Source organism: Lentibacillus halophilus, from assembly GCF_039522485.1.
In the GTDB taxonomy this organism is placed as follows: Bacteria; Bacillota; Bacilli; order Bacillales; family Amphibacillaceae; genus Lentibacillus; species Lentibacillus halophilus.
Genome location: NZ_BAAADM010000054.1, coordinates 284,273 through 299,220 on the forward strand (window position 1 = coordinate 284,273; position 14,948 = coordinate 299,220).

Here is a 14,948-nt window from a genome sequence, read left to right on the forward strand (position 1 = left end):
GTGAACAAAACTGTTTTTGTAATTGGTTTGGGATTGATTGGCGGCTCATTAGCTAAATGTTTTACCAAATCAGACGATTATCACGTTATCGGATACGACATAAACCAGAAAACTATCGATTTTGCACGATTGCACGGTATCATTCACGAGTCTGGGACAGATATAACGGCTTCAGCCAAGAAAGCAGACTTAATCGTGTTGGGTGCCCCGATTACAGAAACGATTAAAATGATGCATAAACTCGACGCCATCACGTTTGATCATGATGTCTTGGTCAGTGATGTGTCATCGGTTAAAGAACCAGTCATGGCTGAGGCCAACCATTTGCAAAACGACCGCATTCAATTTATAGGCGGACATCCCATGGCCGGTTCGCACAAAAAGGGAGTCAATGCAGCGAAAGACCACCTTTTCGAGAATGCCATTTATGTATTAACGCCAACGGAATCGACCGATGAATCCGCACTATCTCAGCTGCGGGACATGCTTCAAGGAGCCAAAAGCCATTTTTTATATTTAACAGCAAATGAACACGATGAAATGGCTGGTGTCATATCACATTTTCCGCATTTGATAGCTTCTGCACTTGTCCAGCAGGCCAATAAATGGCAAAAAACCCATGCATACATTCCTAAACTTGCAGCTGGAGGATTTCGAGACGTGACCAGAATCGCCTCTGGGAGTCCTGAGCTATGGCAGGATATTTTCTATCATAATAAATGGAAAATGATTGAATTAATTGACGATTGGATGGAAGAAATGGCGTCCTTAAAACACATGCTTTTTGAGAATGATAAAGAACAGCTCACCGGCTATTTGAAACAGGCAAAAGAATACCGGGACGGGCTTGGTGCTAAGAAAAAGGGTGCCATCCCGTCATTTTATGATCTTTATGTTGATATACGGGACCAAACAGGCGCTATTGCCTCTGTGGCCAGTGTGCTGGCTGAAGAAAATGTCAGTATTACCAACATACGAATCCTTGAAATAAGAGAAGGTATAACAGGTGTGTTACGTCTTAGTGTATCAACGAAAGAAGAGCAACAGAAAAGCTATCAATTGCTGCATGACAAAGGATATGAATTAATGCTTGAAGAATAGCACGAAAAGGGCGTGAACGAATTGAGTGAAATGGCTCTTACCCCAATTTCATCACCAATAACAGGGGAAATGCAGGTGCCAGGGGACAAATCGATCTCCCATCGGTCGATTATACTGGGAGCCCTTGCAAACGGTACAACAACCATTACACAATTTCTGACCAGTGAAGACACGAGGCGCACGATCGAAGCTTTCCGGCAGATGGGGACCCTGATTGAGGAAAACGAAACATCACTGATTATTCATGGAAAAGGCACATCATCATTGTTGGAGCCGGAAGAGCCAATTTATTTCGGCAATTCAGGGACAACGGCCAGGTTAATGCTTGGAGTTCTGGCCGGATTACCGTTTTTTACTTCCGCGTATGGGGACCCGCATTTAACACGCCGTCCCATGGATCGAGTCGTCAAACCGCTTTCGACAATGGGTGGACATTTTGACGGGCGCAACAACGGGAATTATTTACCACTAGCCATTAGAGGCGGGAACCTCCAAGGCATACATTACAGGCTCCCGGTGAAAAGTGCCCAGGTGAAATCGGCTGTACTTCTGGGTGGATTATTCGCAACAGGAACGACCGAAGTGATTGAAGAAACGCCTTCGCGAAACCATACCGAAAACATGCTCCGCGCATTTGGTGCAGACATAACAGCAAACGGTCACAGCATTCAAGTGTCCAGTGACAAATCGTTAACGGCTGCAGACGTGGCTGTTCCTGGTGATATTTCTTCCGCTGCGTTTTTTATGGTTGCTGCAGCCATTGTTCCTGGAAGTGAATTGACCCTTCGCCGTGTCGGTCTTAATCACAGCCGGACAGGGATAATGGATGTTTTAAGCAGCATGGGAACAGAAATCCATATCACAAATAAACAAACTACAGGCGGTGAACCATTGGGCGATATTACCATTCGGCAACGTCCTCTGAATGGTACTGTTATCGAAGGAGATATGATTCCAAGGCTTATTGATGAAATTCCAGTACTCGCTTTGGCAGCGACGCAAGCGGATGGTGAAACAAAGATCCGTGATGCCGAAGAACTACGTTTGAAAGAGACTGATCGGATAAAAGCAACAGCGGACGAGTTGAACAGAATAGGGGCATCCATTCGGCCAACAGATGATGGAATGGTGATTAACGGTACATCCGTTTTGACCGGAGGCAGGACTATAACATATAACGATCACCGCATGGCTATGATGCTTGCCATTGCGTCGCTAATTGCAGAAGAAACACTTGTTATCGATGATATTTCACCCATTGCTATTTCTTATCCTGACTTTTTTCAACATTTGCGCCGGATCACTCATTCGTAATCGCGATCATTGCAGTCTGATTCGTTTGCGATTGAATCAACCTATTGTATTCTGTATGATGGATGAATGAGTTTGAGGCAGAAAGGATGTTCCGGATGGATACCACTATAATGGAAGCCGTTCATTTAATGGAAAATAAGCAAATGGAAAAAGCCATAGCCCTCCTTGAGGACTACCTTCCGAAAGCCGATGATGAAGAAAAATTCACGATTGCCGAACTATATGTGCAATGGGGATTTTTAAATGAGGCAGCCGACATTTTAGATGAACTGATGCATCAATTTCCGAAAGAAAATGAAATAAAAATTATGCTAGCGGACGTTTATATCGAACAGGATTATGATGAAGAAGCCATTAATCTTCTGAATGAGGTGGGAGAGGATGATCCCGATTATGTTCAGGCGTTATTACAGTTGGCCGATCTCTATCAAACGCAGGGTCTGTTCGAGGTAGCTGAACAAAAGTTGTTGACGGCAAAACATTTCGACCCCAATGAGCCGATTATCGACTTTGCACTTGGAGAGCTGCTATTTTCAAACGGTGATTACCGAAAAGCCATTACGTACTATGAAAAGGTTTTGCCCGTTATGAAAGAAGTCAACCATGTATCGGTCAATGATCGACTTGCTGAAGCATACGCAGCGTCCGGTGAATATGAGATTGCACTCGACATATTTCAGGAGGTTGACTCTGAAGATCCTGATACGTTATTTAAATATGGGTTCACGGCACTGCATGCTGGGCGCAGGGATATCGCCATCAAAGCATGGAAACATGTGTTGGAACAGGACGTATATTATCATTCCGCGTATTATCAATTGGCTAAAGCATATGAATCCGAGGAAATGATTCAGGAGGCATATGACACCGCCTTACAAGGTATTCAAGTGGATGAATTCAATAAAGAATTATACTTTTTCGCAGGCTCCATGGCCCATCAGCTTAAAAACGATAATGAGAGCGAAAAGTGGGTACGTGAGGCCATTACCCTTGACCCGGACTATAAAGAAGCTGTTCTGTTTTTAATTCAGCTGTTAAAACAGCAGGATAAACATGATGATATTATCGAATTGCTTACGGAAATAAGTCAGGAAGAAGGAAAAGACCCCATTTATGAGTGGGAGCTTGCACGCGCCTATAACGAAACGGAATCTTATAACCATGCATTAAACCATTATAAAGAGGCATATAATAGCTTAAACCAAGACAGTGACTTTCTGAGGGAATACGGCTATTTTCTTGCCGAAGAAGGGAGGTTTGAGGACGCGATTGAATTGTTAGAAACATATCTGCAACTGCAGCCGCTCGATGCTGACATAGAAGAGTATGTTTCCAGGCTGAAAGATACGCGTGATGCGTAATGATCCAAATGGAGCGTGAGGGAGGTTATTGTGATGCAAACTCCTGTTTCCGTACAAGACAAAAAAAGCTTTATTCGGTGGTTTTTAAATCATTATCAGTTAAAAAAACGGGAAAGTGTATGGATTTTAAATTATATAGTCAATTATCCCAATTTGTTGGAAAACACTCACTTTGTTCGTGAAGCAAAATATTGCCCAAGAGGACTCATCATAACCAGCCAATGCTCAGAGGACGTTCCTTTCCGTTTCTATAAAAAACAGCTTGTCACAACGGATGCTGAGAAATCGTTTCATGATATTCGCATGAACCGGCAAGATTCATTATATATTCAATTAAATTTCAAAAAATCCCATCAGAACAGTCGTTATGCGGCCGTTCTTGAGGAGAATCCGTTTATTTCGGATGACTATTTCATTACCAACCATGATAAAGATGCAGCGAAACAAATACTTGATTTCACCATATATACGTATCGACGCACAGTTTTGGAGAAAAGAATTGATTATGCACTTGATAAAAGAGACCGACATACGTTTTTCGACCTTGTCGACCAGCTTAATCATGTCGATAATAGCAGATTAAATCAGCCTGATTTCTGATTGGATAGGTTGATTTTTTTTTGGTTCCTTCGCATAATAGACAATAATGATCATTTTCCATGATGGAGAGAATAGATACTGAAGCAGGGAGGACACTATGGAATGGATGAAAAATGATTTGCAGCAATTTGTTCAGGCAAAGGAATATGTGGATACAGCCATTGTACCATTGCTTCCTTTTCAATTATCTTATGATGCAAGTCTTGAAAAGGATGCATTTCAATCTGAAGCACAGGCGGTGTTTTTACGCGAATTGGAAAGAGAACTTACCGGCAGAATAATGATGATACCTGGTTATCGGTATTTAAAATCCGCCGATAAAGAATCGGAATTGAATCGTCTGCGTACTTGGATTCGGGATATACAAGCTCAGCCGTTTTTCCATGTTTTTTTTATAACGTCCGATTCCGGTTGGAAAAAGCATGAACAAGCACTTCCTGGAACCTTGATCTGGTTGCCTTTAACAGCTGGTAATGATTCCGATCCTGAGAATATGCAACCAATTATTAAAGAGCAGGTGGGAGAGGTCAGTGATCTTATTAAAAGTTATTGGCATGACGATCTGAAAACATAGCTCAATCGTCATCCGTAACAATGAATTTATATTGACCCGCCACATCGTTTGCGCTATCATGGTAGTGTCCTAGTAAACTGATTTCATAATTTTGTCCGTGAAAAATGTATAGAGGGGGGAAAATCATGAGTGAAGACAAAAAATCGGTATCCCGCCGGCAGTTTCTGAACTATACACTTACTGGAGCAGGAGGCTTCATGGCTGCCGGATTGATTGTTTCACCACTTCGCATGGCGATTGACCCGGTACTTCAGAAAAGTTCCGCATCCGGTGACTACACAAACGTAAAACTGGCTGTTGAGGACATTACAAACGAACCGCAGCGTGTCGAGTGGAAGATCGATCAAGTGGATGGATGGTATGAATCCAAAGTGACGAAAGCCGCTTGGGTTTATAAGAAGGAAAATGGAGATATCGTTGCACTTTCCCCGATTTGTAAACATTTAGGCTGTTTTGTTTCATGGGAAGGCAGTGATGATTATCCCGATGAGTTTTATTGCCCTTGTCATGGCGGGCGCTATTACAAGAGCGGTGTGAACGTCCCGAATACGCCACCGACCGCAGGATTGGACATCTATGAACATAAAGTCGAAAACGGGATGTTATACCTTGGTAAAGCACAGCCAAGAGAGGAGGAGTAGAAAGCGATGCTGCAAAAGATCTATGACTGGATAGACGAGCGTGTTGACGTTACGCCCATATGGCGTGATATTGCGGACCACGAAGTTCCGGAACATGTTAATCCGGCCCACCACTTTTCTGCCTTTGTTTATTGCTTTGGAGGATTGACATTTTTCGTGGTAGTCATCCAAATTATATCAGGTATGTTTTTGACCATGTATTATGTACCGGATATTGAAAACGCATGGCGTTCTGTTTATTATTTACAGACAGAAGTTGCACATGGACAAATCGTTCGGGGCATGCATCATTGGGGAGCCAGTGTTGTTATCGTGATGCTCTTGTTACATACATTGCGTGTATTTTTCCAGGGAGCCTACAAAAAGCCGCGTGAATTGAATTGGATTGTAGGAGTACTTTTGTTCTTCATCATCCTCGGTCTTGGTTTTACGGGTTATCTGCTGCCTTGGGATAACAAAGCCTATTTCGCAACTGAAGTCGGTTTGAACATTGCAGAAGATGTTCCTATTGTTGGTCAAGAAATCAGGTCACTGTTGGCTGGAGATGAAGAAATTGTTGGCGCACAGACGCTTGCCCGATTCTTCGCCATTCATGTTTTCTTCCTGCCTGCAGCAATGTTCGTCCTGTTGGGCGCACACTTCATATTGATCCGCAGACAAGGAATATCCGGACCATTATAAATAAAGGAGGTTAAGCTGTGCATAAGGGTAAAGGAATGAAGTTTGTCGGGGATTCACGTATATCCTCTGAACGCAAATCAAATATACCAAAAGACTATTCAGAGTACCCTGGAAGAACGGAAGCGTTCTGGCCCAACTTTTTGTTAAAAGAATGGCTGGCAGGTTCTGTATTTTTGGTCGGTTTCTTGTGTATGACACTTGCCAATCCTCCTTCGTTGGAAGGTTTGGCGGACCCAACTGCTGCCGGATACATTCCATTACCGGACTGGTATTTTCTGTTTCTGTATGAATTGCTTAAGTTTGATTTTGCCAGTGGACCTTATGTTTTAATCGGTATTCTGGTTATACCCGGATTGGCATTTGGTGGACTGCTCCTGGCTCCATTTCTTGATAAAGGGCCGGGAAGAAGGCCGCATCAGCGACCGATTGCAGTCGGTATGATGCTTTTGGCACTCACCTCCGCCATGTGGCTAACATATAAATCAGCGGCGGATGTTGATTGGGAACAACGTGCCGAAGCTAACAAGCCGATCCCTCCATCCGAACAAGCTAAAATTGATAAAGATTCCGAAGGTTATGGCCTCTATAAAAACAATTGCATGAGTTGTCACGGTAAAGAACTTCAGGGAGGTATGGGACCCTCGCTTGTCGGTGTCGACCAATCCGCTGACGAAGTTGCTAAGATTGCACGAGATGGTATAGGTGATATGCCGCCCGGGCAATTCACAGGGTCGGATGAAGAACTGAAAAAATTGGCAGATTTCATTGTATCTGTCGGAAAAGAATAGAATGAACGGACGTATTATGATGGGAAACACCTTTGCCAAACTGATTGGTGAAGGTGTTTTTTAAGGTTGATCTGATCATTCATGAGAACGTTAGCAATGCTGTTTCTTATTATGCTTATCATAAAGAAGGGATTTGAAACATGATACGGTACATTACACGTTACATCCTCGTCGATAAACGTTTTTTGTTTACTCTGTTTTGGATAAATTTATTAGGCACTATTTATGGCTTTTACTGGTATCGTTATCAAGTATATGAAACACCGGACATCTTTGTTCCGTTTGTTCCGGATAGTCCGGCAGCCAGCCTATTTTTTACCATATTTTTGCTATTTTTTCTGTTTAACCGGAATATCCCCTATATCGAAGCCCTTGCAATGATAACGCTATTCAAATATGGCATTTGGGCTGTTCTCATGAATGGGTTGACATTAATTATTGACGGCTCACTTGAATGGACAGGTTATATGCTTATGGTTTCGCATGGAGCTATGGCTGTTCAAGGATTGCTCTATGCACCGTTTTATGCCATTAAATGGCGTCATATTGTTGTCGCCGCAATCTGGATACTGCACAACGATGTCATTGATTATGTGTTTGAACAAATGCCTGTTTATGAATCTATTCAAATGTATATGAATGAAATTGGCTATGTCACTTTTTGGCTTAGTATTTTGTCAATTGGGGTCGCTTACTGGCTCACCATTAAACGAAAAAATGTGTTGGCTTAACTGTTATATATTGGTGAATCCGCTCATACATTAGTGTTGAAGATGTTATGTGAGGTGACACCATGAATAGAATGTTTGTTGTCAGGTGCATACTGATTGCTGTTTCAGGCGTATACATCAGTTTGCTGTTACGTACACCATTACTTGTTTCTGCAGAGCATTCGTATACCGCATCGAAAGCAGCCGGCGATGTTAAGATGATCCCCTTTTACTGGATTGTCGGAATCGTTGGCGGGTCCATTGCTATCACATTAACCTATGTCGGCTGGAAAAAATATAAGGCAGAAGCAAAAAAGCAAACAGATGACGATGAAAATAGTTGACTTACGTTCATTGTTTGACTATAATTGACCATATAGAATTCGCATTACAATGGAGGAATGACAATGCTTGGTGGACTGGGTGGCTATTTAATATACATTGCACTATTGATGATTATACCTTTATGGGCGCAATCCAAGGTAAAAAGCACGTATAAAAAATACTCCAAAAAAGCGACATCATCCCATATGACCGGTGCAGAAGTTGCCCGTCAAATTCTTAATGATAATGGTATTTTTGATGTAACGGTAAAGGAAACAAAGGGGTTTCTTTCCGATCATTATGACCCAAGGAAAAAAACAGTGAACCTTTCACAGGATAATTATCATGGTCAGTCAATGGCATCTTCGGCCATCGCAGCGCACGAAGTTGGTCATGCTATTCAGGATGCACGGGATTACGCGTTTCTGCGTTTTCGATCTTCATTGGCTCCTATCGCGTCAACAGGGTCGAATATGGCTATTTTCCTGATTATTGCTGGAATGATTTTCAGTCAGGGACTCTTTCTATTGGGCATTGTGTTCTTTTCGGTTGCTGTGTTATTTCAATTGGTCACATTGCCAGTTGAATTTGATGCGTCCAATCGGGCCATGACACAACTTGTTTCCACAGGCATCATACGAAATAATGAAGAACGGGAAACGAAAAAAGTGCTTAATGCTGCAGCGATGACATATGTAGCTGCTGCACTTGTAGCTGTTGCTGAATTACTTCGGTTTATTTTACTTTACGCAGCAAGTGGTGAATAATCCCCTGCTAAACGTTATGGGTTATATATGCAACAAAGTGCCGTGTTCTGTTCAGGATTGCGGCACTTTTTAAATATAAGCGACCATTCTCAGTCGTTCAACGGATTTTTGTTTTCATCAAGCGTGAACCCTTCCCCTGCAACATCGTGTACGGAACTTATCGCAACAAACGCATGGGAATCGATATCCGTGATAATGTTCTTCAGCTTGACAATCTCATTTCTTCCGACGATGCAATACAGCACTTCCCGGTCTTTACCTGTGAAGCTTCCTTTGCCATTTAACACTGTTACACCGCGATCCATTTCTTTAAGAATATTCTCCGCTATTTGCTCACTTTTGCTGGAAATGATGGTAGCCCCGCGTGCTGCATACGCACCTTCTTGGATAAAATCAATGACCCTTGCACCAATATAGACCGCCACAAGCGTATACATCCCTTGTACCATATCAAGAAATGTAAAAATCGACGTAGCAATAACACAAAAGTCAAAAAGAAACATTGTCCGTCCCATGGTCCAGCCTGCGTACTTATGAACAATTCGGGCGATAATATCTACACCGCCTGTTGTTCCGCCATAACGGAATATGATACCAAGGCCTATGCCGATAAATACGCCTGCGAACAAAGCGACAAGTGTCATATCGGATTCCAAATCCATGTCAAATGGATTAATTTGAAAAATAGAGAGAAATAATGATACAGCCAACGTTCCAATAATTGTATACAAAAATGCGTTGCGTCCAAGATACTTCCAACCGATAAAAAAGATAGGCACGTTCAGGACGATATTTGAAATAGCAGGATCCCATCCCCAGAGAAAATAAAAGAGGAGTGTAATACCGGTGAAGCCGCCCTCACCAAGGCTATTTTGCATGTTAAAATGAACGATGCCAAATGCAAATATTGCTGAACCCAATAAAATAAAAGCAATATTTTTAACGTTTAAACCAAAAATCAATGGGTCATACCTCCGTTCAGCTGCGTTTCCATTAGGATTTACGTGCGCTTTTCCTATTATAGCCAATTTAAAGCAAAAGAACAACGCGATGCTGATCAAGTGTATGATTTGTCAAATGGACGCCTTTTAGCTACCATAATAGAAGATTGTATATCCAAAAAAACAGATGAGGAGCGATACAGATGTCATCGTCTGAGAAATCGTTATACCGTACCAATGACATACAGAATCGGGTTCATCAGTACATAGGACAATTCAAAGAGGGATATTTCTCACCGCTCAGTTTAATGGCACGACTGAGTGAAGAAACCGGAGAACTTGCCCGGGAAGTCAATCACTTGTATGGGGAAAAACCGAAAAAAGCGTCTGAGCATCCAAAAGCGATGGAAGAAGAACTTGGCGATGTTCTGTTTGTTCTTACATGTTTTGCCAATTCACTTGATATAGATATGTCAAACGCATTCGATCGGTCCATGCAAAAGTTCGAAACGAGGGACAGTGACCGGTGGACGAAAAAGGATTCATAAAGGCACGATATGCTGTTCAGCAGGAGGGTAATCAATGACTAAAAAAATAATTATAGCAGGACCAAGAGGGAAGATGGGAGCCGAGGCCGTCCAGATGGTTGATAAAGAACCATCCTACGATCTTATCGCCTGTATTGATCGCAAAAACGGTGGGAAAAGCATAAAGGATATTCAAGATACTAATGGACTTCCAGCACTGGATGTTCCTATATTTGAAAATCCGGAAACATGTTTTCAAGAAATGGATGCTGATGTGTTTGTTGATTTAACGGTTCCCGGCGCAGGTTTTGAACATACAAAACTGGCTTTATTGTACGGCATCCGCCCAGTTGTGGGCACATCAGGTTTTTCGGATGACCAATTGGCTGCGTTACAGGATTTATCAATGACACATGGGACGGGGTGTATCATCGCACCAAACTTTGCTGTTGGAGCGGTGTTAATGATGCAATTTGCCAAAACAGCCGCCAAGTATTTGCCTGATGTGGAAATTATCGAGAAACATCATGATCAAAAGCTGGATGCACCATCGGGAACGGCTGTTAAAACAGCTGCTATGATGCAGGAAAATCGGGAAAACAAGCAGCAGGGCCATCCCGATGAAAAAGAAACACTTGACGGTGCACGGGGTGCCGAAACAGACGGCATTCATATTCATAGCGTCCGTCTTCCAGGGCTTGTCGCTCATCAGGAGGTACTGTTCGGCAGTCCCGGGCAAGGGCTCACCATTAAGCATGATTCTTATAATCGTGCCTCATTTATGGAAGGGGTGAAACTTTGTATCCGAAAAGTGGAAGATTTGGACAGGCTGGTTTATGGATTGGAAAACATACTTGATTAGGCGGGATGCCCATGAATATTGCATTGATTGCACATGATAAAAAGAAAGAAGACATCATTCATTTTACTGTGGCGTACCGTGATGTACTATGGAACCACCGCCTTTTTGCCACCGGAACGACAGGCAAACGAATTGGTGAAGAAACCGGCCTTTCAGTACATTGTTTTCAGTCAGGTCCGCACGGTGGTGATCAGCAAATTGGAGCTAAAATTGCGAGCAAAGAAATGGATGCTGTTATTTTTTTCAGGGACCCGCTAACAGCACAGCCGCATGAGCCTGATGTCAGTGCATTAATGCGTCTTTGTGATGTTCATTTAATCCCACTGGCTACGAATCGTGCTGCGGGTGAGATTTTGATTGCTGCGTTAGAACGCGGTCAAATCGTTTCGTCTGAAGAAACAAATATAACTGAACGAGAAGGTAATGACCCATGAAAAAAATAGGAATAACGTGTTATCCGACGCTGGGGGGATCGGGTGTGATTGCCACAGAATTAGGGATGAAAATGGCTGAACTCGGTCATGAGATTCATTTTATCACAACGAGTCTACCATTTCGGTTGAATCATATTCATCCCAACATTTTTTACCATGAGGTGGAGGTCAGTCATTATCCTGTTTTTCAATACCCTCCGTTTGACCTTGTCCTGGCCAATAAGATGGCTGAGGTGATCGATCAGGAAAAACTGGATATTTTGCATGTTCACTATGCTATGCCGCATGCTATTTGTGCGATTTTAGCAAGAGACATTGCTGAACGTGATGTGAAAATTGTAACCACCTTGCATGGAACTGATATTACAGTTCTTGGTATTGACAACGCGCTTCAGAAAATGATTCAGCATGGCATTGAACAGTCTGATGGTGTCACAGCTGTTTCTAAAAGTCTTGTCAACCAAACAAAAGAGATGCTCGGAGTAAGTAAAGACATTGACGTTATTTATAATTTTGTCAATGAGGAAAACTATGAGAAAAAAACGTTGCCCGGAATACGCCGGCAATATGGCATACAACCGAATGAAAAAGTAATTATCCATACATCTAATTTCCGAAAAGTGAAACGTGTTCAGGATGTTATTTATACATTCCGCGATATCCATGATAAAATGAGTGCTAAGTTGCTTTTAGTTGGGGATGGTCCGGAATATTCATCCATGTACCAGTTAGTCCGTCAGTTGGGTTTAACAGAAAGTGTTCTGTTTTTAGGCAAACAAAAAAATGTCAGTGACTTATTTTCCATTTCCGATTTAAAATTGCTTATGTCTGAAAAGGAAAGTTTCGGTCTGGTTCTCCTGGAAGCGATGTCGTGTCAAGTACCCTGCATCGGAACCAACGTCGGCGGGATACCTGAAGTGATTAAACACAATGAAACCGGATTTGTTGTTGAATTAGGTGATACAAACAGCGCCGCTGATTATGCCGTTTATTTGCTTCGAAACGAAAGCGAACTGGAACGCTTTTCTCAAAATGCATTGCTACATGCCAGGGAAAACTTCTATTCACAATCAATTGTGCAGCAGTATGTTGATGTATATGATAGACTGATGGATTAAGAAAGAAAAATGGGTGATACGGTGATATTTCCTGAACGATTGACCCAAGCAATGGATATACTAATGATCTTACAAAACAATGGGTATAAAGCGTATTTTGTGGGTGGATGTGTCCGTGATTTATTGAATGGTCAGGATATAGGCGATATTGACATTGCGACTTCTGCTTCTCCGGAAAACGTTCGACAGATTTTTGATAAAGTGATCCCGGTCGGATTAGAACATGGCACAGTTATCGTTCGTTATGCCCATCAGTCCTATGAGGTGACCACATTCCGTACGGACGGTGATTATTCGGATCAGCGCCATCCCGACACCGTTCGGTTTATGCAAACAATTGATGCAGATCTAAAACGGCGAGATTTCACCATAAACGCACTTGCTATGGATATAGACGGCCATATTGTTGATTTATTTAACGGGCGTGAAGATATTCGGAAAGGGTTGATACGCACCGTTGGCAATGGAGTGGACCGATTCCGGGAAGATCCTTTGCGCATTATTCGTGCCATTCGCTTCTCCGGTCAACTCGGATTTTCGATTGCTCCGGAAACACGGGATGCCATGATAGCCGTTAAACAAGACATTGAAACAGTCGCTGTGGAACGGATTGCTGAAGAAATGGGAAAATTTTTTTCTGGTGCTTGTGTACAAATGGGAATGGACGATTTACGTGTAACCGCCATTCACAACCATATGCCCATTATTGGCGCTTACCCCAATCTAATAGATAAACTACCGGAACCGGTTATGCCATTACAAACGTTTGGTGCCGTTATTACGATGTTTTACAGACTGGAGCCCGATGTCTCCATTCACGAATGGGTTAAGAGATGGAAATGTTCCAATAAAGTGAAACACCAAGCGAGTGAACTGCATGAAGCGATGAGTCGTTTTGAGACTGACGGGCTGAGTCGGTGGCTTGTCTATTGTTTGCCTGCTGGTTGTTATAAAGATTTCACAGTATTGATAAGGATGTTTTTCGACTCAATTTATTGTCAGCAGGATATTACGGCTATCGAACACGAATTGCCAATTGACTCCAAACGTAATCTGGCAATAGATGGCACAGATATTCGAGCGCTTTTTCCAAATAAAGAACCAGGTTCCTGGATAGGCGATCTGTTGAACAAAATTGAAAAACATGTCGTTACCGGTCATTTGCACAATGATAAATATGGAATAAGGGACTGGATAAAATGGCATCAACACGTTATCGATTGATTGAATTGTTAAATATGAATGAACATCATTATATTTCCGGTCAAAAGCTATCCGAGGAATTGCATATTTCCCGCAGTGCCATTTGGAAACATATGAAGGAATTAGAAAAGGATGGCTATGTCATTGAAGGGGTTCGTCGAAAAGGGTACCGGATTGTCAGATCACCGGATAAAGTCAGTGAAAACACCATTTTTTGGGGTTTGAAAACACAATGGCTCGGAAAAAATATGACGCATAAAAAAGTCATGGATTCCACACAATCCGCTGCTCATCAAGAAGCACTCCATGGAGCGCCGAATGGAACAGTAGTCATAGCTGATGAACAGACATGGGGAAAAGGAAGAATGGACAGACAATGGCATTCCGCAAGCCATCAGGGCATTTGGATGAGTGTCATACTGCGGCCGGGAATCCCCCCTGTCCATGCTCCTCAGCTAACCTTGATGACAGCTGCTGCTATTGCCGATGTTCTGGCGTCATACACGGATGCAGAACCAAGCATTAAATGGCCGAATGATATTCTCATTAATCATAAAAAGGCAGCGGGCATATTGACTGAAATGCAGGCGGAAGAGGACAGAGTACAATATGTCGTTATCGGGATAGGTGTCAATGTGAATCACACACAGGGTGACTTCCCAGCGGAACTGAATGAAAAAGCAACATCAATTAAGCGGGAAACAGGGGACCATTACCAAGTCAAAGGCTTAATTCAACATATGTTACTGCGCTTGGAACAATTGTATGATACGTTTATGCAATCTGGGTTTCAACCGATCAGGGCCAAATGGGAATCTTACGGGTATAGGTTAGGGGAAACCATCCGCATCCGAACAGCACGGAATGTATGGACTGCAGTATTTTCCGGAATTGCGGATGATGGTGCGCTACTGGCACAGATGGATGATAATGAACCAAAAAAGATATATTCGGGTGAAATGGAATGGTTCCCCGATGACGCATAAATCATTCTAAATTAGC

Annotated in this window: 18 protein-coding genes; 17 read left to right on the plus strand and 1 reads right to left on the minus strand. The window is 42.5% G+C overall.

The window, feature by feature from the left end:
* From ABDZ72_RS11210 to ABDZ72_RS11260, 11 genes are all read left to right on the plus strand, one after another.
* Nucleotides 1-1,101 (plus strand): prephenate dehydrogenase, encoded by a 1,101-nt coding sequence (locus ABDZ72_RS11210; protein ID WP_343753092.1) that lies wholly within the window; start codon nucleotides 1-3, stop codon nucleotides 1,099-1,101.
* Nucleotides 1,102-1,131: 30 nt separating this feature from the next.
* On the plus strand, nucleotides 1,132-2,415 hold the full coding sequence (aroA, locus tag ABDZ72_RS11215) for a 3-phosphoshikimate 1-carboxyvinyltransferase (protein ID WP_343753741.1): 1,284 nt from the start codon (nucleotides 1,132-1,134) through the stop codon (nucleotides 2,413-2,415).
* 95 nt (nucleotides 2,416-2,510) lie between these two features.
* A complete protein-coding gene (locus ABDZ72_RS11220) occupies nucleotides 2,511-3,776 on the plus strand; it encodes a tetratricopeptide repeat protein (RefSeq protein WP_343753094.1) in 1,266 nt (421 codons plus the stop codon).
* Nucleotides 3,777-3,809: 33 nt separating this feature from the next.
* Complete coding sequence (locus tag ABDZ72_RS11225; RefSeq protein WP_343753096.1) at nucleotides 3,810-4,376, plus strand: ReoY family proteolytic degradation factor; 567 nt, start codon at nucleotides 3,810-3,812, stop codon at nucleotides 4,374-4,376.
* Nucleotides 4,377-4,473: 97 nt separating this feature from the next.
* On the plus strand, nucleotides 4,474-4,950 hold the full coding sequence (locus ABDZ72_RS11230) for a DUF2487 family protein (protein ID WP_343753099.1): 477 nt from the start codon (nucleotides 4,474-4,476) through the stop codon (nucleotides 4,948-4,950).
* Between the two features lie 125 nt (nucleotides 4,951-5,075).
* A complete protein-coding gene (locus tag ABDZ72_RS11235; protein WP_343753101.1) occupies nucleotides 5,076-5,591 on the plus strand; it encodes a QcrA and Rieske domain-containing protein in 516 nt (171 codons plus the stop codon).
* 6 nt (nucleotides 5,592-5,597) lie between these two features.
* A complete protein-coding gene (qcrB, locus tag ABDZ72_RS11240) occupies nucleotides 5,598-6,272 on the plus strand; it encodes a menaquinol-cytochrome c reductase cytochrome b subunit (protein WP_343753104.1) in 675 nt (224 codons plus the stop codon).
* Nucleotides 6,273-6,289: 17 nt separating this feature from the next.
* A complete protein-coding gene (locus ABDZ72_RS11245) occupies nucleotides 6,290-7,060 on the plus strand; it encodes a menaquinol-cytochrome c reductase cytochrome b/c subunit (RefSeq protein WP_343753106.1) in 771 nt (256 codons plus the stop codon).
* Nucleotides 7,061-7,200: 140 nt separating this feature from the next.
* Nucleotides 7,201-7,791: a lipoprotein heptaprenylglyceryl N-acetyltransferase LhaT gene (gene lhaT, locus ABDZ72_RS11250; protein ID WP_343753108.1), complete on the plus strand. Its 591-nt coding sequence runs from the start codon at nucleotides 7,201-7,203 to the stop codon at nucleotides 7,789-7,791.
* A gap of 62 nt (nucleotides 7,792-7,853) precedes the next feature.
* Nucleotides 7,854-8,114 carry a sporulation protein YpjB gene (locus ABDZ72_RS11255; RefSeq protein ID WP_343753110.1) on the plus strand — a complete coding sequence of 87 codons (261 nt, stop codon included), beginning with the start codon at nucleotides 7,854-7,856 and terminating at the stop codon, nucleotides 8,112-8,114.
* Nucleotides 8,115-8,177: 63 nt separating this feature from the next.
* A complete protein-coding gene (locus ABDZ72_RS11260) occupies nucleotides 8,178-8,861 on the plus strand; it encodes a zinc metallopeptidase (RefSeq protein WP_343753112.1) in 684 nt (227 codons plus the stop codon).
* 89 nt (nucleotides 8,862-8,950) lie between these two features.
* Here the strand turns inward: ABDZ72_RS11260 and ABDZ72_RS11265 are convergent, their stop codons facing one another.
* Entirely contained in the window at nucleotides 8,951-9,823 is an 873-nt protein-coding gene (locus ABDZ72_RS11265) for a YitT family protein (protein ID WP_343753114.1), read from the minus strand.
* 182 nt (nucleotides 9,824-10,005) lie between these two features.
* Here ABDZ72_RS11265 and ABDZ72_RS11270 point away from each other — a divergent pair, with 182 nt between their 5' ends.
* The 6 genes from ABDZ72_RS11270 to ABDZ72_RS11295 are packed head-to-tail and all read left to right on the plus strand — an operon-like array spanning nucleotide 10,006 to nucleotide 14,932.
* Nucleotides 10,006-10,350 (plus strand): nucleotide pyrophosphohydrolase, encoded by a 345-nt coding sequence (locus tag ABDZ72_RS11270; RefSeq protein WP_343753116.1) that lies wholly within the window; start codon nucleotides 10,006-10,008, stop codon nucleotides 10,348-10,350.
* 34 nt (nucleotides 10,351-10,384) lie between these two features.
* Entirely contained in the window at nucleotides 10,385-11,191 is an 807-nt protein-coding gene (gene dapB / locus ABDZ72_RS11275) for a 4-hydroxy-tetrahydrodipicolinate reductase (protein WP_343753118.1), read from the plus strand.
* Nucleotides 11,192-11,202: 11 nt separating this feature from the next.
* On the plus strand, nucleotides 11,203-11,625 hold the full coding sequence (locus ABDZ72_RS11280) for a methylglyoxal synthase (RefSeq protein ID WP_343753120.1): 423 nt from the start codon (nucleotides 11,203-11,205) through the stop codon (nucleotides 11,623-11,625).
* Entirely contained in the window at nucleotides 11,622-12,743 is a 1,122-nt protein-coding gene (gene bshA, locus ABDZ72_RS11285; protein ID WP_343753122.1) for an N-acetyl-alpha-D-glucosaminyl L-malate synthase BshA, read from the plus strand. Before ABDZ72_RS11280 ends, bshA begins: the two co-directional genes overlap by 4 nt.
* Before the next feature lie 9 nt (nucleotides 12,744-12,752).
* Nucleotides 12,753-13,967 (plus strand): CCA tRNA nucleotidyltransferase, encoded by a 1,215-nt coding sequence (locus ABDZ72_RS11290; protein WP_343753124.1) that lies wholly within the window; start codon nucleotides 12,753-12,755, stop codon nucleotides 13,965-13,967.
* Nucleotides 13,943-14,932 (plus strand): biotin--[acetyl-CoA-carboxylase] ligase, encoded by a 990-nt coding sequence (locus ABDZ72_RS11295; protein WP_343753126.1) that lies wholly within the window; start codon nucleotides 13,943-13,945, stop codon nucleotides 14,930-14,932. Before ABDZ72_RS11290 ends, ABDZ72_RS11295 begins: the two co-directional genes overlap by 25 nt.
* The last annotated feature ends 16 nt before the right edge of the window (nucleotides 14,933-14,948 follow it).